The 18835-nt window shown below is 70.9% G+C and carries 18 protein-coding genes; 14 read left to right on the top strand and 4 right to left on the bottom strand.

The window, feature by feature from the left end:
• Window positions 1-35 precede the first annotated feature (35 nt).
• The 14 genes from MTF65_RS22580 (at window position 36) to MTF65_RS22515 (ending at window position 12331) form a co-directional block, all read left to right on the top strand.
• Window positions 36-1046: a hypothetical protein gene (locus tag MTF65_RS22580; RefSeq protein ID WP_243630717.1), complete on the top strand. Its 1011-nt coding sequence runs from the start codon at window positions 36-38 to the stop codon at window positions 1044-1046.
• 9 nt (window positions 1047-1055) lie between these two features.
• The gene (locus tag MTF65_RS22575; protein ID WP_243630716.1) at window positions 1056-1382 is read left to right on the top strand and encodes a hypothetical protein; all 327 of its coding nucleotides are present in this window, start codon (window positions 1056-1058) and stop codon (window positions 1380-1382) included.
• Entirely contained in the window at window positions 1382-1789 is a 408-nt protein-coding gene (locus MTF65_RS22570; RefSeq protein ID WP_243630819.1) for a hypothetical protein, read from the top strand. The genes MTF65_RS22575 and MTF65_RS22570 overlap by 1 nt, the downstream gene beginning before the upstream one ends.
• A gap of 4 nt (window positions 1790-1793) precedes the next feature.
• The gene (locus tag MTF65_RS22565; RefSeq protein ID WP_243630715.1) at window positions 1794-2189 is read left to right on the top strand and encodes a hypothetical protein; all 396 of its coding nucleotides are present in this window, start codon (window positions 1794-1796) and stop codon (window positions 2187-2189) included.
• A 78-nt stretch (window positions 2190-2267) separates the two neighbouring features.
• Window positions 2268-3383, top strand: coding sequence for a beta-ketoacyl synthase N-terminal-like domain-containing protein (locus MTF65_RS22560; protein WP_243630714.1), 1116 nt, complete (start codon window positions 2268-2270; stop codon window positions 3381-3383).
• Between the two features lie 76 nt (window positions 3384-3459).
• On the top strand, window positions 3460-3717 hold the full coding sequence (locus MTF65_RS22555) for an acyl carrier protein (protein ID WP_243630713.1): 258 nt from the start codon (window positions 3460-3462) through the stop codon (window positions 3715-3717).
• A complete protein-coding gene (locus MTF65_RS22550; RefSeq protein WP_243630712.1) occupies window positions 3717-4124 on the top strand; it encodes a 3-hydroxyacyl-ACP dehydratase FabZ family protein in 408 nt (135 codons plus the stop codon). Before MTF65_RS22555 ends, MTF65_RS22550 begins: the two co-directional genes overlap by 1 nt.
• Complete coding sequence (locus MTF65_RS22545) at window positions 4124-4657, top strand: 3-hydroxyacyl-ACP dehydratase FabZ family protein (protein ID WP_243630711.1); 534 nt, start codon at window positions 4124-4126, stop codon at window positions 4655-4657. The genes MTF65_RS22550 and MTF65_RS22545 overlap by 1 nt, the downstream gene beginning before the upstream one ends.
• Entirely contained in the window at window positions 4654-5400 is a 747-nt protein-coding gene (gene fabG, locus MTF65_RS22540; RefSeq protein WP_308407204.1) for a 3-oxoacyl-[acyl-carrier-protein] reductase, read from the top strand. Before MTF65_RS22545 ends, fabG begins: the two co-directional genes overlap by 4 nt.
• 13 nt (window positions 5401-5413) lie before the next feature.
• Window positions 5414-6130 (top strand): 2-hydroxychromene-2-carboxylate isomerase, encoded by a 717-nt coding sequence (locus MTF65_RS22535; RefSeq protein ID WP_243630710.1) that lies wholly within the window; start codon window positions 5414-5416, stop codon window positions 6128-6130.
• Window positions 6123-8930 (top strand): non-ribosomal peptide synthetase, encoded by a 2808-nt coding sequence (locus MTF65_RS22530; RefSeq protein ID WP_243630709.1) that lies wholly within the window; start codon window positions 6123-6125, stop codon window positions 8928-8930. The genes MTF65_RS22535 and MTF65_RS22530 overlap by 8 nt, the downstream gene beginning before the upstream one ends.
• Entirely contained in the window at window positions 8927-9874 is a 948-nt protein-coding gene (locus MTF65_RS22525; protein ID WP_243630708.1) for an NAD(P)-dependent oxidoreductase, read from the top strand. Before MTF65_RS22530 ends, MTF65_RS22525 begins: the two co-directional genes overlap by 4 nt.
• Window positions 9864-10901, top strand: coding sequence for an acetylserotonin O-methyltransferase (locus tag MTF65_RS22520; RefSeq protein WP_243630707.1), 1038 nt, complete (start codon window positions 9864-9866; stop codon window positions 10899-10901). The genes MTF65_RS22525 and MTF65_RS22520 overlap by 11 nt, the downstream gene beginning before the upstream one ends.
• A complete protein-coding gene (locus tag MTF65_RS22515) occupies window positions 10898-12331 on the top strand; it encodes an FAD-dependent monooxygenase (RefSeq protein ID WP_243630706.1) in 1434 nt (477 codons plus the stop codon). Before MTF65_RS22520 ends, MTF65_RS22515 begins: the two co-directional genes overlap by 4 nt.
• Window positions 12332-12431: 100 nt before the next feature.
• Here MTF65_RS22515 and MTF65_RS22510 read toward each other — a convergent pair whose 3' ends face one another.
• The 4 genes from MTF65_RS22510 to MTF65_RS22495 all read right to left on the bottom strand — a co-directional run bounded on the left by MTF65_RS22510 (window position 12432) and on the right by MTF65_RS22495 (window position 18758).
• Window positions 12432-14927: an RICIN domain-containing protein gene (locus tag MTF65_RS22510; RefSeq protein ID WP_243630705.1), complete on the bottom strand. Its 2496-nt coding sequence runs from the start codon at window positions 14925-14927 to the stop codon at window positions 12432-12434.
• A gap of 221 nt (window positions 14928-15148) precedes the next feature.
• Window positions 15149-16921: a glycoside hydrolase family 35 protein gene (locus tag MTF65_RS22505; protein ID WP_243630817.1), complete on the bottom strand. Its 1773-nt coding sequence runs from the start codon at window positions 16919-16921 to the stop codon at window positions 15149-15151.
• 122 nt (window positions 16922-17043) lie between these two features.
• Entirely contained in the window at window positions 17044-17943 is a 900-nt protein-coding gene (locus MTF65_RS22500; protein WP_243630704.1) for a carbohydrate ABC transporter permease, read from the bottom strand.
• Window positions 17940-18758: a carbohydrate ABC transporter permease gene (locus MTF65_RS22495; RefSeq protein ID WP_243630703.1), complete on the bottom strand. Its 819-nt coding sequence runs from the start codon at window positions 18756-18758 to the stop codon at window positions 17940-17942. The genes MTF65_RS22500 and MTF65_RS22495 overlap by 4 nt, the downstream gene beginning before the upstream one ends.
• Between the last annotated feature and the right edge of the window lie 77 nt (window positions 18759-18835).

Here is an 18835-nt window from a genome sequence, read left to right as displayed (position 1 = left end):
GAGCGCGGTCACCCCGACTGAACGGAGCACCTTCCATGACCTTGAACACGCTGTCGGACCGCGTGAAGCGGCTCCTGGCCGAGGACACCACCGTCGCGCTGCGCCCTCGCTACGAGGGGTCCAACATCTGCACCTGGATCGGCTTCAAGCACGTCAACTACCTGGTGGAAGAGGCCGTGCTCGACCACTTCCGCACCGTGGGACTGCCCGCCCGCGCCCTGTTCGAGGAGTTCGGCCTCGGGCTCGACTTCGTCGAGCTGGACACGCGGATCGGGCACGCGCTCCACATGGACGACCTCGTGGACGCCGAGGTCTTCCCGACGACCGCCGACGGCGACACGACCCTCCGCTTCCGTGTCGTCCTCACCGTCGAGCGTGACGGTGAACGCGTCCGTGCCGCCACGGCCAAGGTGCGTGTCCTCCTGGTGCCCGACGACTACCTCGACGCGGCCGCCGAGCCGAACGCCGACCTCGCCCGCTACACGGCCCGCACCCCCGCCGGTGCCGGAGCCGTGCGAACGGCCCCCGCACCGGAGGAGAACACCAGCCTCTCCGCCGGACGGGGCACCAGCGGCGGCGACCCGGTGCTCGACCAGCTGACCGCGGGCGAGAACGCCTTCGGGTGGAAGTGGCGCATCCCCTACCCGTACTGCCACTTCACCGAGCGCATCCAGATGTCGGGGTACCTGCGGCAGATGGAGGAGGTCGTCGACCTCTTCCTCGCCGACCGCGACATCTCGATCAAGCAGCTCCTGGACGACCGGAGGTGGATTCCCGTTGTGCCGCGCTCGTCGGTGCGTGTCCTGGAGCACGCCCTGATGGAGGAGGACCTGTACACCGTGTACACGGTCGAGGAGGTCTTCAAGGAGCACACCTACACCTCCCGGATGGACTGCTACGTGGTCCGCGACGGACAGCTCGTCCAGACGGCCACCGGACACATCACCCACGGCTACGCGCTGATCGAGAACCGCAGGGACTGGAGCCTGGTGAGCTTCGACGAGCGGGTCCTCAAGGCGTTCAACGGCGCTCCGGCAGCGGGCTGACACCGGCTCATGGACGCATATCTGCTGATCGAGTCGGGTGGCCCGCTGGCCGGCGTGAGCGGCGACCGATTCGTGGGCGACGCCCACCGGCTGGCGCGGCAGGGCGGTGACATCGCCCTGCTGCTCACCCAGGACGGCGTACTGGGCGCGCTCCCGGACGCGTTCCCCCGCCTCGGAGGCTACCTGCGGGGCGGCGGAGCGCTGTGGGTGGACGCCTTCTCCCTGCGCCAACGGGGCGTGGCCGAGGCGGACATGGTGCCGGAGGCCCGGCTGGTGGACATGGACGAGGTCGCCGAGCGGCTGCTCCGGCCCGGCCTGAGGGCGGTGTGGCACTGATGGTGTGGACCGTTCCGCCCAGCGACGTCATGCTCAAACTGCTCGGCGCCCCCCATCAGGGCGAACTGGTCACCAGCACCCTGCGGCTGGCACGGGCCCTGCTCGACCAGGGCGCCCGGGTGCAGGTGTGGACCTGCGGCGACGCCACCCGGCTCACCAGCGCCGCGCTCGGCGACGACAAACCGCTCGATCCGGCGGACTTCCGTACGCGGCACCCCTCGACGGCCGCCGTCATCCGTGACCTGCTCGCCGCCCACCCTGATCGCCTGCACTGGTACGTGTGCCGGTTCTGCTGCGCGGACCGGGCCGCGCCCGATCAGCTGCCCGAGGTCCGCAAGCGTCCGCCCAGCAAGTTCTGGGAGCACGTGCGGGCGTCGGACAAGGTACTCGCCATGGGGGTGTGCTGAGCGCATGACCGCAGCATCCGCAACCTTGCTCGTCGTGGAACGAGCCCATCGTGGCGCGGTCGAGACGCAGTTCTCCGACGAGCTCTACTTCGCACACGCACTGCACCGGCAGTGCGGCGGACTCGACGTCCTGCTGCGCGGCCCGGCCGCCGGCTACGCCCTCGACACCGACCCCGTGCCCGCCCCGACGGGCGTCCAGGGCGCGGCACTTCCCCTGGCCGACCCGCGCCGCTCGCTGCGGACGCTCCTCGCGGACGGCGCCGGTGTCTGGGTCGAGCGGGCGGACCTCGCGGCGTTCGGTGCCGGCGCGCCCACACGTCTGATGCCCGGGGTCCGCATGGTCACGGGGGAGGACGAAGCACCCGACTGGTCGGCGTACGACCGGATCTGGTTCTTCTGAGGCGCACCCGCCCTCCTCCGCGGCGGGCCCCGCCCCGCCTCTGTCTACGATCGCCACCTTCGAAGGGCAGCTACACCCATGGTCCCCGTCCTCACTGAAGAGACCCCTGTCATCACCGCCTGGTCGGCCATCTCGCCCTGGGGTCTGGACAGCGCCGACTTCACCTCCGGTCTGCGCTCGGGCAGGAGCGCGGCGCTCCGCCTCGATCCCGAGACCTGGGACACGCCGTTCGACGAGGCCTGTGTCCTGCCCGACTTCGACATCCGTGCCGTCCTCGGCCGCAAGGGCACGCGCTCCATGGACCGCGTCAGCGCGCTGGCCGTCGCCGCCGCCGGCCGGCTCCTCGACGACGGGGCAGGGGCCCGGCCCGCCGGGATCGGCGAGGGCACCGGCCTGGTGCTCGGCACCAGCACCGGCAGCGCCCAGAGCATGATGAGCTTCACCCGGGACTCCTTCGTCGGTGACCGGCCCTATCTGGTCGACCCCGCCCGCTTCCCCAACACCGTGATGAACTGCGCGGCGGGCCAGTCCGCCATCTGGCATCGCCTCAAGGGCCCCAACACCACCCTGGCCGGAGGGCGCGGTACCGGGCTGCTCGCCTTGCGGTACGGGCTGCGGCTGCAACGGGCAGGCCGCGCCGAGACGCTGCTGTGCGGTGCCGTCGAGGAGTTCTCCCCGGCCCGGGCCTGGCTGGAGTGGCACACGCGAGGGCGGCGCGCGGACCAGGACTCCGCCGGGACGGGACCGCTCGGCGAGGGCGCCGCGCTCTGGCTGCTCGAACGGGCGGGCACGGCACAGGAGAACGGCAGGCGCCCGCTGGCGGTGCCCCTCGGCCTGGAGTTCGGGTTCGCCCGGGACGGTGGCCACATCAAGGACGTGCTCGCCGACTGCCTGCGCCGTCTGCTGACGCGCGTGGGGGTCGCACCGCAGGAGGTCCGGACCGTCGCCGAGTCGGGTGCGGGCGGGGCGCAGGGGGAAGCCGAGCACGCCGCCCTCGTCGAGGTCCTCGGCGCGGCGGTCCCCGACGGCCCGCGGAGCGCGGCGTCCATCGGGGACACCTCCGCCGCCTCCGCCGCCTTCCAGCTCACCGCCGTCCTCGCTCTCGCCGAGCCGGGCACCGAGGGCCTCGCCCTGATCACCTCCGTCGAGGCCAACGGCGTCGTCGGCGCGGCGCTGCTGTCGACGCGGGGCTGAGCTTCCTCCCCCCGGTACCACTCGCCCCTCACCTCACCCCACCTCACCGCAATCCCTCATGAAAGGTGACGCACCCATGTCCGAAAACGGAGTCGCCGTCCTGGACCGGGAGGACCTCCGCCGCACGGTCGCCCAGGTGCTCGACATAGAGCCGTCCGACCTGACCGACCTGAAGCGCTTCGAGGAAGTGGGCGGCGACTCGCTGCTCGCCCTGGAGGTCATCGTCGTCCTGGAGGTCAAGTACGGGGTCCGCTTCGGTGAGGCGGAGATCAGGGCGTTCACCTCGCTCTCCTCGATCCACGACCTTCTCGCCGTGAAGCTCGGGGCCGCCTGATGGCATGGAAGTGCGGCCCCGTCCTCGCGCCCGTCGTCGTCGACCGCGCGGCAGGGCCCGACACGGTCATCACGCTGGACGTGGAACCCGAGGAGCCGGTCTTCCGGGGCCACTACCCGGGCTTCCCGATCTTTCCCGGCGTCTGCATCGTCGACTTCGTCGAGCGCGGAGCCCTGGAGGCGCACCCCGAGCCGGAGCGCCACTGGCGGGTCTCCGGCGTGGACAAGGTCCGCTTCAGTGATCCCGTCCGCCCCGGCGACCGCCTCACCGCGCAGCTGAAATGGCAGGCGGGCAACGGCAGTTGGCGGTGTGCCGCGACGGTTGCCACCGACCGGGGGCCGGCCGCGCGGCTGACCCTCGTGTTCACGCGGAGGGCCGCGCACGGCACGAAGGGGGACGCCGCCTGATGCGTGCTCAGACGCTTGCGCAGATGACTCCCGCCGAGGTCAAGCGCCGGATCCCCCATCGTCACCCCATCCTGCTGATCGACCGCGTGCTCGATCTCGAACCGGGGCGGCACCTGACCGCGCTCAAGGCGGTCACCTGCGGCGAGCCGTGGTACGAAGCCGTGCCCGACGGAGCGGACGACACCGCGTACGACTATCCGACGGGGCTCGTCATCGAGTCCTGGTGCCAGGCCGCCTCCCTGCTGCTCACCGCCGACGAGCCGTCGTCAGGCGCGGACGGCGCGCTCATGCTCTTCGGCGGCATGTCCGGCGTACGACTGCCGCGCCCGGTGCGTCCGGGCGACGTGATGCGGCACCGCGTCCGCCTGAGCAGGTCGTTCGGCGACACGGTCATGTACGAGGGCGAGAGCACCGTCGACGGCGAGGCCGTCCTGGAAGTGGACCAGATCGTCATCGCCCTGCGGAAACCCGCGCACCGCCAGCAGGCCGACCCCGGGCGCACCGCCCCGACACCCGAAGGAAGTCACCAGTGACCCAGCACGAGACACCCCCGGTGGCCCTGGTCACCGGCGGATCGCGAGGCATCGGCCGCGCCGCCGTCATGCGGCTCGCCCAGGACGGCTACGACGTGGCGTTCTGCCACACCCCTTCCGGCGCGGAGGCCGCAGCGCAACTGGAGAAGGAGGTCGGTGAGCTGGGCCGGCGCGCCCGCGCCCACCGGGCCGACGTCACACGCCCCGACGACATGCGCGCACTGGTGGACAGCGTCCAGGAGGACCTCGGGCCCATCGACGTCCTGGTCACGTCGGCGGGCATCGTCCGGGACAACCCCCTGGTGCTGATGGCCGACGAAGAGTGGCACGACGTCATCGACACCAATCTGAGCGGCACTTACCACGTCTGTCGGGCCGTCGTCTTCGCGATGATGAAGCGCAGGCGTGGATGTGTGGTCAACATCGCCTCCGTCGCGGGCGTGCACGGCCACGCGAGCCAGACCAACTACTCCGCCTCCAAGGCCGGAATCATCGGCTTCAGCAAGGCCCTGGCCAAGGAGGTCGGGAAGTACGGCATCCGCGTCAACGTGATCGCCCCCGGTTTCATCGAGACCGACATGACGGCGGCCCTGACCGGGTCCGTCCGCACGGACGCCGTGGCGAACATTCCCCTGGGCCGCTTCGGCCGGCCCGAGGAGGTCGCCGACATGGTCGCTTACGTGGCATCGGCCGAGTACGTCAGCGGCGCGGTGCTCCAGATCGACGGCGGCATCGTCATCTAAGGAGGAGAACCGAGTGACCACCACCCAACGACCCGTCTCGCGCTGGTACTTCTCCCTGCGCAGCCCCTACTCCTGGCTGGCCCACCGGCAGCTGACCGACCGCCATCCCGAGGTGGCCGCCGCAGTCGAGTGGCGCCCCTTCTGGGAGCCCGACGCGCGCGGCGCCGCGCTGCTCGCCGAGCAGGGCGGCACCTTCCCGTACACCGACATGTCCAAGGACAAGCACCTGTACATCCTCCAGGACGTCCGCAGGCTCGCCCGGCAGGCAGGACTCGAACCGGCCTGGCCGATAGACCGCGACCCGGTCTGGGAGATACCGCACCTGGCCTACCTCGCCGCGTCCGACGAGGGCGTCGGCCGGCGCTTCATCAGCCGGGCGTACCAACTGCGCTGGGAGGAGGGCAGGAACATCTGCGACCCGGCGGTCATGGCGGAACTCGCCACCGAACTGGGCCTGCCCGCTTCCCGGTTCGCCCTCGCCACCGACGACGAGGAGCTGCGCGCGCGGGGCGTCCAGGCGCTGCTCGACGTCGACCGCGACGGTGTCTTCGGAGTCCCCTTCTTCGTCCACCGGCGCGAGAAGTTCTGGGGCGTCGACCGGCTCGACGCCTTCGTCCGCTCCGTCACCGGTAGCGGCGACGCGACGCCGACGGGCCGTGCGGAAGCGGAGCCTGTGCCGGTGGGGCTCGGCACCGGAGGCGACCAGGGTCATGCGGGCGGCTGTGGCTGAGCGCGGGGCAGGACACGCGGCCGCCGGCGAGGAAGGCGCCGGCCTGGGCGGGCTGCTGACGCGGGCCGCCGCCAAGTTCCCGGAGCACGGGGTGCGGTACTGCTCTCAGGAGCGGCCCCTCGACCACGCGCTCCGGACCTATCCGGAACTCCTCGACGAGTCCCTCCGTCTGCTGAGCTCCTTGCGGGAGGCGGGGGTTCGTCCGGGGCGCGTGGTCGCGCTGCTGCTGGAGCGGCCCGAGGACTTCATTCCGGCGTTCTGGGCGTGCCTGCTCGGCGGCATCACCGCCTGTCCGCTGGTGCCCGTCCGCAACGACCCGCAGCGCTGGGCGGCGCAGTTGAGCCACGTCCACACCCTGCTCGACGGGCCGCTCGTGGTCACCGACCGCCGGACACGTGAGGAACTTCCCGCCGTCCAGGGTCTCGCGGTCGCCACGGTCGAGGAACTGGCGCTGGGCACGGCCGACACGGACGCGCGCACGGTTCCGGTGACCGCCGCCGGTCCGGACGACGTCGCGCTGCTGGTGCTCACCTCTGGTTCGACCGGCGCCTCCAAGGCGGTTCGGCTCACCCACGGCAACCTGCTGGCCTCCATGGCCGCCAAGGCCGAGGTGCAGCGGCTCACCGCCGACGATGTGACGCTCAACTGGATCTCGTACGACCACGTCGCCGCGCTGCTTGAGGCGCACCTGCTTCCGCTGTCCGCGGGGGCCGTGCAGCTGCAGGTGACGCCGGATTCGGTGCTGGCCGACCCGGTGCACTTCCTACGGCTGATCGATGCCCACCGGGTGACGATGACGTTCACCCCCAACTTCCTGCTGGGGCTGATCAACCAGACCCTCGACCAGCTGCCGTCCCCCCTGCCCCTCGACCTGTCCTGCCTGCGGCACATCGTGTCCGGCGGAGAGGCGAATCCGGTGGCCACGGGCATCGGCTTCCTCGACCGGCTGGCCCCGTACGGGCTGCACCGCGGTGCCCTCTGGCCCGCCTTCGGGATGACCGAGACCTGCGCCGGCAGCATCTACAACCGGGAGTTCCCCGACGCCGACCAAGGGGCCGAGTTCGCGGCGGTCGGACGTCCGGTCGACACCCTCCGGATCAGGATCGTGGCAGAGGGAGGCAGCGCACCCGTCGCCGATGGCGAAGTCGGCGAAGTGCAGCTCACGGGCCCGATGATCACGGACGGGTACCGGAACGACAAGGAGGCGACCAAGGCCGCGTTCACCGCGGACGGCTGGTTCCGCACCGGTGACCTCGGCCGGCTCGCCGGAGGGCGGCTGACCCTCGTGGGGCGCAGCAAGGACAGCGTCATCGTCAACGGAGTCAACTACTACAGCCACGACATCGAGTCGCTGCTCGACGGCCTCGAAGGTATCGAGAAGTCGTTCGTCGTCGCGTTCCCGACGCGCCCGCGGGGCAGCGACACCGAGCAGCTCGCGGTGGCCTTCGCGGTCACCCCCGACGTGTCCCGCGACGAGGCGGCGCTGCACCGCCTGCTCATCGCGATCAGGAACAGTGTCGTGCTGCACTGGGGGTTCCGTCCGGCACTGCTGCTGCCGCTGCCCAAGGACGCCTTCCCGAAGACAAGTCTGGGCAAGATTCCGCGAGCGCTCATGCGCCGCCGGCTGGAGTCCGGTGACTACGCCGAGTACGTGGCGTCGGTCCAGGAGTCGGTGTCCCGCCAACTCGGCGGCCACACCGCCCCCGCGGGCGCGACCGAGAAGACTCTCGCGGAACTGTACGGAGCCCTCTTCGACGCGGACCCGTCCACGATCAGTGCCACGGCCGGCTTCTTCGAACTCGGTGGGACGTCGCTGGACATCCTCCGCCTCAAGAGCCTGGTCTCCCAGCGCTTCCCCGGCACGGAGCTTCCCGTACTGGCGATCCTCACCTCGCCCAGCGTCCGCGAACTGGCCGCACGCATCGAGGCCGGACAGGGCGGGGCGCCCGCTCCGTACGATCCGATCGTTCCGCTGCAGACCAGTGGGGACGGGACGCCGCTGTTCTGCGTCCACCCCGGGGTCGGCGAGGTGCTCGTCTTCGTGAACCTGGCCAAGTACTTCGTCCATGAGCGGCCCTTCTACGCACTCCGGGCGCGCGGGTTCAACCCGGGGGAGAAGCCGTTCGGGAGCTTCGCGGAGATGGCGCGCACATACGTGGACGCGATCCGGTCCAAGCAGCCGCACGGCCCCTACGCGATCGCCGGGTACTCCTTCGGCGCGGCCGTGGCCTTCGAGGTGGCCAAGCTCCTTGAGGCGGAGGGCGAGCGCGTGGACTTCCTGGGCAGCTTCAATCTGCCCCCGCACATCAAGTACCGCATGGACGAGCTCGACTTCGTCGAGACCGCGGTCAATCTGGCGATGTTCCTGGATCTGATCTCCGAGCAGCAGGCGAAGACGCTGCCCGCCGCGCTGCGTCCGCTGAGCAGACAGGAGCAGCTCGGCCATCTCCTCGACATCGCTCCCCCCGACCGGCTCGCCGAACTCGACCTTGATCTGGGTCGGTTCACCGCGTGGGCCGAACTCGCCGACGGCCTGACCGGCCTCGGCCGGACCTACCGGCCCACCGGCAGTGTCGCCGGGATGAGCGTCTTCTACGCCGTCCCGCTCCGGGGCAGCAAGCACGACTGGCTGAACAACGAGCTGAAGCACTGGGAGGACTTCACGCGCGAGGCGCCCCGGTACATCGATGTGCCCGGCGAGCACTACACCCTCATGGGGCCCAAGCACGTGGCTGTCTTCCAGTCGCTCCTGCGGGCGGAGCTCGACCGTGCGCTGACGGAAGGCGGAACCCCCGGATGACGGCCGGAAAGAAGATCCTGATCACCGGGGCGACCGGCCTGGTGGCGCGCACCGCCGCCGAGACGCTCGCGGCCCACAACGAGGTGTGGTGCATCGGCCGGTTCTCGGATCCGGAGGTGGAGCGACGGCTCCGGAACCAGGGGGTGTGGACCTGGCGCTGGGACATGTCCAGGGACGGACTCGACGGACTCCCCGACGACTTCACCCATGTGCTGCACGCGGCGGTCGAGCGCGGCAGCGGCGACTTCGAGGAGGTGGTGACGGTGAACTGCGTCGCCACCGGCCGCCTGATGACCCACTGCCGAACCGCCGAAGCCTTTCTGTACATCTCCACCAGCGCGGTCTACGCGCCCCAGGCGCCGGACCACCTGCATACCGAGACCGATCCGTTGGGGACCGAGTCGGCGTGGCTGCCGACGTACCCGGTCGGCAAGCTGGCGACCGAGGGCGCCGTGCGCGCGCTCGCCGTGACCCTCGGCCTGTCCACCACCGTGGCCCGGCTCAATGTCGCCTACGGGCCGCACGGGCACGGCGGGGCACCGGTCATCTTCTACCGGCAGATGCTCGCCGGGGAGCCGATCGCGGTTCCCCGCGCGCGACAGCACTATTGCTCCCCGATCCACACCGACGACATCGCGCGGCACGTCCCAGGGCTGTGGGCCGCGGCGAGCACACCCGCGACCGTCGTGAACTGGGGAGGGGACGAGGTCGTCGGCGTACAGGACCTCATGACCTACGTCTCCGAACTCACCCACGTCCCGGTCGACTTCGTGCCGAGCGATGTCACCCGCGGCGTCGTCGCGTTCGACGACACCCGCCGCAGGAGCATGGCCGGCGCTTGCGAGAGGTCCTGGCGCGACGGGGTCCGGCAGGTACTGGAAGCGCACTTCCCCGGCGCCGTGAAAGCCGGACACGACAGAGAGGTTGTCACCCATGATCAGTGAAACGCCCGCGGAACCCCATGTGCTGGGACTCCTTGAGCGCGCGCTCAGTGCCAGCTGTGCCGCCTCGCTGCGAGCGGCCGTGAAACTCGCCGTCGCCGACGCCCTCGGCGACACGCCGGCCACGGCGGACGAACTCGCCGCGGCGGTCGGCGCCGATCCGGACGCGCTGCGACGACTTCTGCGCTCACTCACCTGCCACGAGGTCTTCGCCGAGGACCCCCAGGGCCGGTTCGTCCACACCGAGGTCTCGCTGCTGCTTCGTACGGGCGCTCCGGACAGCCTCGACCAACTCGTGCTGTGGATGACCGAACCGTGGACCTGGGAGCTGTGGGGCCGTCTCGACGAGTCGGTCCGCACCGGGAAGGAGATCTTCACCGATCTGTACGGCGGAGAGTTCTTCGAGCACGTGCACCGGGCCTGGCCCGAGTCGGCGGCGGTCTTCGACCGCGCGATGACCCAGGCGAGCAAGCAGTCCGCGTCGGCCGTCGCGGGCGTCCTGTCGCTGGAAGGAGCGCGGACCGTTGCCGACATCGGCGGCGGACAGGGCTTCCTGCTGGCCTCGCTCCTCGAACTCCACCCCGGCGTGCGGGGCATCCTGTTCGACCGGCCGGACGTGGTGGCCGACGCCGACGCCCGGCTTCGCGACGGCGGGGCGCTCGCCGACCGGGTGCGGCTGCTGGCCGGCGACTGCCGCGAGGAGATCCCCGCCGACGTCGACGCGTACGTCTTCAAGAACATCCTGGGGATGAACGACGAGGACGCCGTCGTCGTCCTGGGCAACGTCGTCAGGACGGCCCGCGCCGGCGCCAAGGTGATCATCGTGGAGAACTTCGTCGACGACGGCCCGGGGCAGAGGTTCAGCACCGGGATGGACCTGCGGATGCTGCTCACCGTCGGCGGCCGGAAGCACACCCGGGAGGGGCTGCTCGGGCTTGTGGAGAAGTCGGGCCTCGCCGTCCGGGACGTACGGCCGGTCAACTCCTACCAGCACATGATCGAGGCCACGACGCCCGGCAGGTCCACATGACCGAGGCCGCCGACGTGCTGGTGGTGGGCGCGGGACCCACCGGCCTGCTGCTGGCCGGAGACCTGGCCGCCGCCGGGGTGCGCGTCACCCTCCTGGAGCGGCGCGAGCACGCCGACGCGAACATGACCCGCGCCTTCGCGGTGCACGCCCGCACCCTGGAGGTCCTCGACGCACGCGGCCTCGCCGACGAACTGGTCGCCCTCGGCAGGAAAGCGCCGGTGGTAGGGGTTTTCGGCCGACTCGAACTGCGTCTGCACCGGCTGCGCACCCGTTTCCCGTTCGCGCTGATCACCCCGCAGTACAACCTCGAAGGGCTCCTGGAGCGACGCGCGCTCGCCGCCGGCGTGCGGATCGCGCGGGGTGCCGAGGTGGTCGCCGTACGGCAGCGGGCCGACGGCGTCGCGGTGGAGACGGCCGGCGCGGGCAGCTTCCGCGCCGGGTACGTGGTCGGGTGCGACGGGGTGCGCAGCGCGGTGCGGCGGCTGACCGGGATCGGCTTCCCCGGCCGGTGGGTGGTGCGTTCGGTGATGCTGGCCGACGTCCGGCTCAAGGAGGTACCCGCCGACGCGGTGACCACCAACGCCAACCAGCACGGCTTCGCCTCCTTGGTGCCGTTCGGTGACGGCTGGTACCGGGCGATCGGCTGGATCGCGGGCGACGACAGGGCCGATGACGCGCCGGTGTCGGAGGAGGAGCTGGCCGGGCTGCTGCGCCGGGTGCTCGGCTCCGACCACGGAATGCACGAACCGCGCTGGATCTCGCGCTTCCACAGTGACGAGCGGCAGGCCGTGCGCTACCGCGAGGGCCGGGTGCTCCTCGCGGGCGACGCGGCGCACGTGCACTCCCCGGCCGGGGGCATGGGCATGAACACGGGACTGCAGGACGCGGCCAACCTCGGCTGGAAGCTGGCCGCGGTGGTTCAGGGCCGGGCCGGGGATCCGCTGCTCGACTCCTACGAGCAGGAGCGCCACCCCGTCGGGAAGCAGGCGTTGCGGATCTCCGGGGCGATCACCCGGGGTGTGCTGAGCGCACCACGCAGTGCCCGAGCGCACCAACTGCGCAACCTGGTCATGCCTTTGGCCTCCCGGTTGAGCTCGCACACCGCGTGGGGAGAGCGGCTCCTCTCCGGCATCGGCATCTCCTACCCGGCGCCGCGAGGCAGCCATCGGCTCACCGGCCGCCGGGTGCCCGACCTGCGGCTCGCGGACGGGCAGCGGCTGTACGAGGTGCTGCGCGGCGGCGGCTTCGTGCTGGTCACCCGGGGCGCCCCGGTGCCGGAGAGCCAATGGCTGCGGCTCGCCGCCCCCGCCGGCCCCCTGCGCAGCACCCTGCTGATCCGCCCGGACGGCCACATCGCCTGGGCCTGCGACACCCCGGACACCGGGCGGCTGCGCGCGGAGCTGGAGCGCTGGCCCGTCGCCACGCCCTGACGCGAAGGCGCGCTCTTACCCATTGTGGCTTGGGAGACCTGCCGCCGGGGTCCCGGGTACTGCCCGGGACTCCGGCGGGCCGGTTACGGCCGCGATGACCTCAGTTGATGGTCCACCGCTGGAGTGTGGCGCCGGTGTCGGGCTGCTGGGTGACGAGTGCGCCATCCGTTGCGGACGCCGTGGTCAGGAGCAGTCCGCTCGCCGCGGAGGCGACCGTGTGGGTGCCGTTCGCCTGCCGCGTGATGCTCCAGCGCTGGTTGGCGCCGTTGCCGCAGGTCCACTGGATGATCTTCGCGCCGGGGCTGGTGGAGCCTCCTTCGACGTCGGCGCACAGGCCGGACTCGCTGTTCTTGAGCTGGTACGTGCCGTCGGTCTGCTGAGTGAAGGTCCAGCTCTGGTTGGCGCCGCCGTTGGGTGCCCAGGTGATCAACTGGGTGCCGGGGGTGGTGCTGTGGCCGGGGTTGTCGAGTGCCTTGCCCTCGGCGGTGAGGGTGTGGGCTCCGTTGAGGGAGGCGGTGACCGCCCAGGTGAACGTGGCCGTGCCGGCGGCGGTGCCGGAGGCCGCTGTGACCGTCACGGTCGAGGTGCCGGCGGCGGTGGGGGTGCCGGTGATCAGGCCGCTGGAACTGATGCTCAATCCGGCGGGCAGGCCGGTCGCCGTGAAGGTCACGGGCTTGCCGACGGAGTCGATCGCCTCGATCTGGAGGGAGACGGCCTTGTCCAGGGTGCCGGCCTGGTTGCCCGGGTTGTTGACCGTCACCGTTTCGGGTGCTTGGGCGATCGGGGTCAGTGTCAGGGTCTGCTCGCCGGCCGTGCGGGTGCCGCCGACCGTGTTGCCGGTGGTGTTGGTCCAGCTGCGGGTGGGCGTGGTCTCGGCGAGGCGGGTGGAGTCCGGGGAGAGGCCGATGACGAGGCCGCTGTACCGATTGACGATCTTGTATGTGCCTGTGGAGGTGCCATCGGCGGGTGAGGTGCCGCGGATGACGAACCACTGCTGGCCGACGGTGGGCCCGCCGGTTCCGATCGCGGTGACGGTGGGCTTGGTGCCCCAGGCCCGGGTTGCCGTGGAGGTGGTGCCCACTCCGAGGAGCTGACCGGTGCGGGAGTTGGCGATGCGGTAGGAGCCGTCGCCGTTCGAGGTGAAGATCCACGATTCGAGGCCGGAGCCGGTGGCGGTGGCGCGCGAGGTGGTGGCCGAGCTGCCGGAGACTTGGGCCAGTACCCGGCCGCCGGCGCTGGTGATGCGGTAGGCCTTGGAGGTGTCGACCGGCGCGGCGGGCGCGGTCGTGTTGATCGCGAGGTTGATGTATTCGCTGCTCGCGCCGTTGGAGCAGCCGAAGGAGCAGTACGAGCGGAAGTTCTTGCCGACGATCGTGGAGCTGGTCTTGTTGCCGCTGTCGAGGAACCAGCGGTACCAGGAGGCGTTCTTGTAGCTGCCCGTGTCGCCGAGACGGAACCACTTCTGGGTGGTCAGGTCGGCGGTGGCGTAGATCTCCTGGGAGGCGTTGCCGCTCTGGTCGACCGCCTGGGGCTGGCCTATGTACAGGCCGAGGTGGGCGTTGTAGGTGATGTCCATGACGAACAGCGGGGATGTCGGGGGCATCAGGCCGGCGGCGACCTGCTGGCTCACGGAGCCGCTGTTGGCCGGGTTGTACTCCTTCGACGGCGGGGTGTATCCGGTCGTGCTGCCGGAGCCGACGGGGACCATGTTGCTCTCGCGGCCGCCGACGCCGGGCTCGGACCAGGCGCCGTTGTACCACTTCTGCCAGGAGCCGGGCGCCATCTTCGACGAGATCGGAGCGCGGGCGACGTGCCCGTAGAACGCGGCCCAGCTGCCGCCCTTGTTCACGATCCGGGAGCCGTAGAAGGCGTAGAAGTAGCCGGATCCGGTGTCGACGAAGAGCCGCTGGTCACCGGTGCCGTAGTGGTAGGTCTGCTGCGGGAAGGCGGCGTTGTCGCCGCGCTCGGTGCTGTAATGCGAGGTGATGACGTGGTCCTTGACGGTCCACGTGCGGCCCTGGTCCCTGGAGACGGCGTAGTCGATGCCGTCGTAGTGCAAGCCGTCGCCGAACGGCTGCGGGGTGAACTCGTTGTGCACGAGTCCGTACCAGTCGCCGGTGTCCGGGTCGACCCAGACGCCGGCGAGGTCGCAGTAGTTCCGGTGCGCGTAGCCCGACCCCGCCGGGGCGGGTGTCGATTCGAGCCCGGTCGGGCTGTTGTTGCAGCGCCATGTGGTGTCGTTGTTGCGGTCGCTGGGGTTGGCCGGGTTGACCGCGTCGCTGATCGCACCGGACCGGGCGGCGGTGTCGAGGTTCGTCCCGGTGAAGAAGGTCCACTTGCGGGGGTCGCCGGCTCCGTAGAGCGCGTGGGCCTGCTGGAAGTAGAACGTGCCGTCCTTGTCGGTGTAGGTGCCGGCGGGGGTGTCGTCAGGATGCGTCCAAGCGCCCTTGGCGCCGACGGTGACGGTGTAGGCGGGGGCGGGGGCGGGGGCGGTCGACGCCGCGGATGCCGTGGGCATCATCAGCGTGCTGCCGCCGGAGATGACCAGCACGGCGGCGGCGAGTGCCCCGGCCAGTCTGCTTCGAGGAGTGGTCACGAGTACTCCCTGATCGGAGGAGCCGAGTGGGGCGGCGGCTCCTTTGATGGTCCGGCGTCCTTCGGGAGGGACGGCGGTTGTGCTCGGGACCGCTGTGACACGGCCCGAGGTGTGGGGGGCAGCACGCCCCGGTGGTCGGTGGCCGAGGCGGCCGCCCTGCGCCAGCAGTCCGGTTTGGCGATCTCGCGTGCGGTGTGGGAGGTGTGGGAGGCGTCGGCGGGTCAGCCGAACGTCTCGACGTACTCCTCGCAGGGCCCGAGGCCGGGCGCGTCCACGAGGTCGACGTGGTGGCCGAAGTGGTCGAGTTCGAGGATCGTCAGGACGTTGTCCCCCGTGCGCAGCAGCGGACGGGGAACGTACAGGGTCGTCTGTGGGCCCACGTCCCAGTAGCGGCCGAGCAGGGTGTCGTTGACCCAGACGAAGCCCTTGCCGAAGCCGGGCAGGCTGAGGAAGGTGTCGGCGGGATCCTCGACGCGCAGACATGCGGTGGCGATGCCGCGGCTGTCGGCGGACTCGGCGGCCGCGCCGGCGCGCGCAAGGTCCTCGGCGGTCCACTCGTCGAGTGGCAGGGGGTACATGGACCATCCGTGGACGAGCCGCCGCTCCACGCGGACCCCGCCCAGGATGCCTTTGCCCTGTCCGAGCAGCGGGCCGTAGTTGATGCGTCCCTGGTTCTCCACCAGCAGGTCGAGCTGGATCGCCGCGCCCGTGCCGGTGACGCCGAAGGATGCCGTCGGCCGGTCCAGGACGGTGACGAGGGTGCCGTCGACGAAGACCTGCGCGCGGTCGTGGAGGCCGGTGACCGTCACGTCGTGGGTGCCGGGCGGGACGACCGGATGTGCGGTGTAGAGCACGAGGCCGGAGGCTTGTCCGAGCTCCTCGAAGCTCAGGGGATTGGAGGCGCGCAGGGGCGTCGACACCGACCTCAGCGCATCCAGCAGCGCGGATCCACGGTGTACGGAGAGGGTCGCCGGCTCCAGCAGGGGCGGGTCGTCCGGCGGCGCGGGGACCGGCCGTGTGCTGTGGGGGGCGAGCTTGTCGCGCAGTGCGTGGAACTTGGGGGTGAGCGCGCCGTGCTCGGCCACGGGGGCGTCGGAGTCGTAGCTGGTGACGGTCGGCTGGAGGGCCGTGCCGTCGTGGTTCGCGCCGGCCCACAGCCCGAAGTTGGTGCCGCCGTGTGCCATGTACAGGCTCAGGGAGCCGCCTTGGGCCAGGATGCCCTCGACGTCGTCGGCGGCGCTCGAAGGGGACCGGACGTGGTGCGTCTCGCCCCAGTGGTCGAACCAGCCGTTCCAGAACTCGGCGCAGAGGAAGGGCTCGCCGGCGCGGCGTGAGCGCAGCAGCCCGGCGGCCTGGTCGGGGCGTGAGCCGAACGTGACGGCCGCCAGTTCGCCGGGAAGGGTGCCGCCGTCGAGCATCAGCGGTGTGGGCCCGTCCGCGGTGAACAGCAGCTCGCGGACGCCGCGTGCCACCAGGGCGTCGCGCAGCCACCGCATGTACGTGTGGTCGTCGCCGTAGCTGCCGTACTCGTTCTCGATCTGCACGGCCACGACCGGGCCGTCGTGTGCCGCCTGGCGGGCGGCGACGAGCGGGATCAGCACGTCGAACCAGCGTCCGACCTCGTCGAGGAAGTCGCGGTGGCTGCTCCTGGGCCGCATGCCGGGCCGTCCGGTCAGCCAGGCGGGCAGGCCGCCGTTGTCCCATTCGGCGCAGATGTACGGGCCGGGGCGGACGATGACGTCCAGGCCGGCTTCCTCGGCGAGCCGGAGGAACCGCGGCAGGTCACGCCAGCCGTCGAAGCGGATGTCACCGCGTCTGCGCTCGTGGAAGTTCCACGGCACGTAGGTGTCCACGGTGTTCAGGCCGAGTGCGGCGACGCGCTGGAGGCGATCCGCCCACTGCTCCGGGTGGACGCGGAAGTAGTGCAGGGAGCCGGACAGGACCCGGTGGGGCCACCCGTGGCGCAGGAAGGTGCCGTCATCCCGGCTCAGCACGGGCCACGTGACCAGCGCGTCGGAGACAGGGGCGGGGCGGGCGGGGCGGGCGGTGCCGGCGGGCTCGGTGGATTCGGCGGACCCGGCGGACTCGGTGGACTCGGTGGTGAGGGCGGGAGGGGTCACTTGACGGCTCCGGCGGTCATGCCCGCGCGCCAGAAGCGCTGGAGCGCGAGGAAGGCGATCAGAAGCGGGGTGATGGAGACCAGGGATCCGATCACGACGAGGGGCGGGGGCACGGCGACGTGGCTGGCGTTCCAGGCGACGAGCCCGACCGTGACCGGCTGCAGCCGGTCGTCTCCCAGGACCATGGCGGGCAGCAGGTAGTTGTTCCAGATCTCGACGAACTGGAACAGGAAGATCGTGACGAGGGCGGGGAGCATCATCCGCACCCCGATCGTGCGGAAGACGCGGAGCTCACCCGCGCCGTCGAGGCGGCCGGCTTCGAGGACCTCGTCGGGCACGCTCTGCTCGGCGAAGACGCGCGCGAGGTAGACACCGAAGGGGCTGACGACGCTCGGCAGCAGGACCGCCAACGGGTTGTCGATCAGGTGAACGCCCGAGAACATCAGGTACAGCGGCAGCGTGAACAGCACCTTGGGCACGAGGACGGCTGCCAGGACCAGGGAGAACAGCATCCCGCGGCCGGGGAAGTCGTACTTGGCCAGGGCGTAGCCGGTCAGGGCGGAGAGGACGGTGCCGATGAGCGCGCCGATCCCGCAGTACAGAACGCTGTTGAGCATCCAGCGCCAGAAGATGCCGTCGTCCTGGCTGCTGAGCCGGGCGACGTTGTCGAACAGGCCGAAGCCGTCGAACCACAGGCCACTGCCGCTGAACTGCTCCGCGAAGGGCTTGGTCGCCGACACCAGCAGCCACCACAGCGGAAAGAGGAAGTAGAAAGCGGACAGGCCCAGCAGGGCGAGTACGGTGACGCGGCCGGCGGGGCGCGTCTCGCGGCGCGTCCCGCGGCGCGGTCTGATCCGGTCGAGGGTCCGATCGCGGGTGGGGATCACCGTGGTCATGCCTGGTCTCCTCGGCGGGTCAGCTTGAAGAAGATGAGCGACACCAGGCCCACGGCGACCGCGAGCAGGACCGACTGGGCCGCCGCGTACGGGTAGTTGCCTGCCGCGACCGCGCTCTGTGCCGACATCAGAGGGGTGAAGGCGGAGGAGATCGAACCGCCGGAGACCGGCTGCAGGACGGCCGGCTCGTTGAACAGCTGTGCCGATCCGATGATCGAGAACACCGTGGTGAGCACCAGCGCGCCCCGTACCGCGGGGATCTTGATGCTCCAGGCGATCCGCAGGGCGGAGGCTCCGTCCATGCGGGCGGCTTCGAGGACCTCGGCGGGGATCGACTGCAGGGCCGCGTAGATGATGATCATGTTGTAGCCGGCCCAGCTCCAGGTGACGATGTTGGCCACCGACCACAGCACGATGTCGTCGTCGAAGAACGGAATGGTGACGGCGAGCGGTTCGAGCAGCCGATTGAGCGGGCTGGACGTCGAGGAGTACATGAACGACCACACGAGCGCGGCACTGACGCCGGGAATCGCGTAGGGGACGAAGCTCGTCAGGCGGAAGAAACCCCGGCCCCGCGCCGACTTGGAGTCGATGAGCAGTGCCAGCGCCAGTGCCAGTGCCAGCATGAGCGGCACCTGCACGACGCCGAACAGGGCCATGCGGCCGAGCGAGGCCGTGAACGGGCCGTCGTGCACGGCGCGCGCGTAGTTGTCCAGAGGGGCGAAGACCTCCGTCGGGGCGGACAGGCCCAGACCGGAACGGCGGACGGTGAACAGACTGTTGTAGGCCGCGTACAGGATCGGTGCGATGTACATGGCCGCGAACAGGACGATGAACGGGGCGCAGAAGAGTAACGGGCTCGGACGTCGTGGGCGCCCGAAGAGGGCTCCGC

This window comes from Streptomyces sp. APSN-46.1 (assembly GCF_022815725.1).
GTDB lineage: Bacteria > Actinomycetota > Actinomycetes > Streptomycetales > Streptomycetaceae > Streptomyces.
Note: the sequence above shows the minus strand (reverse complement) of the source record. Positions and strands in the feature narration are given on the sequence as shown.

Bases quoted from the DNA above. Each gene is read 5' to 3' on its own strand.
- MTF65_RS22580 (WP_243630717.1), top strand. From the start codon at position 36: ATGACCTTGAACACGCTGTCGGACCGCGTGAAGCGGCTCCTGGCCGAG.
- MTF65_RS22575 (WP_243630716.1), top strand. From the start codon at position 1,056: ATGGACGCATATCTGCTGATCGAGTCGGGTGGCCCGCTGGCCGGCGTG.
- MTF65_RS22570 (WP_243630819.1), top strand. From the start codon at position 1,382: ATGGTGTGGACCGTTCCGCCCAGCGACGTCATGCTCAAACTGCTCGGC.
- MTF65_RS22565 (WP_243630715.1), top strand. From the start codon at position 1,794: ATGACCGCAGCATCCGCAACCTTGCTCGTCGTGGAACGAGCCCATCGT.
- MTF65_RS22560 (WP_243630714.1), top strand. From the start codon at position 2,268: ATGGTCCCCGTCCTCACTGAAGAGACCCCTGTCATCACCGCCTGGTCG.
- MTF65_RS22555 (WP_243630713.1), top strand. From the start codon at position 3,460: ATGTCCGAAAACGGAGTCGCCGTCCTGGACCGGGAGGACCTCCGCCGC.
- MTF65_RS22550 (WP_243630712.1), top strand. From the start codon at position 3,717: ATGGCATGGAAGTGCGGCCCCGTCCTCGCGCCCGTCGTCGTCGACCGC.
- MTF65_RS22545 (WP_243630711.1), top strand. From the start codon at position 4,124: ATGCGTGCTCAGACGCTTGCGCAGATGACTCCCGCCGAGGTCAAGCGC.
- MTF65_RS22525 (WP_243630708.1), top strand. From the start codon at position 8,927: ATGACGGCCGGAAAGAAGATCCTGATCACCGGGGCGACCGGCCTGGTG.
- MTF65_RS22520 (WP_243630707.1), top strand. From the start codon at position 9,864: ATGATCAGTGAAACGCCCGCGGAACCCCATGTGCTGGGACTCCTTGAG.
- MTF65_RS22515 (WP_243630706.1), top strand. From the start codon at position 10,898: ATGACCGAGGCCGCCGACGTGCTGGTGGTGGGCGCGGGACCCACCGGC.
- MTF65_RS22500 (WP_243630704.1), bottom strand. From the start codon at position 17,943: ATGACCACGGTGATCCCCACCCGCGATCGGACCCTCGACCGGATCAGA.
- MTF65_RS22495 (WP_243630703.1), bottom strand. From the start codon at position 18,758: ATGTACATCGCACCGATCCTGTACGCGGCCTACAACAGTCTGTTCACC.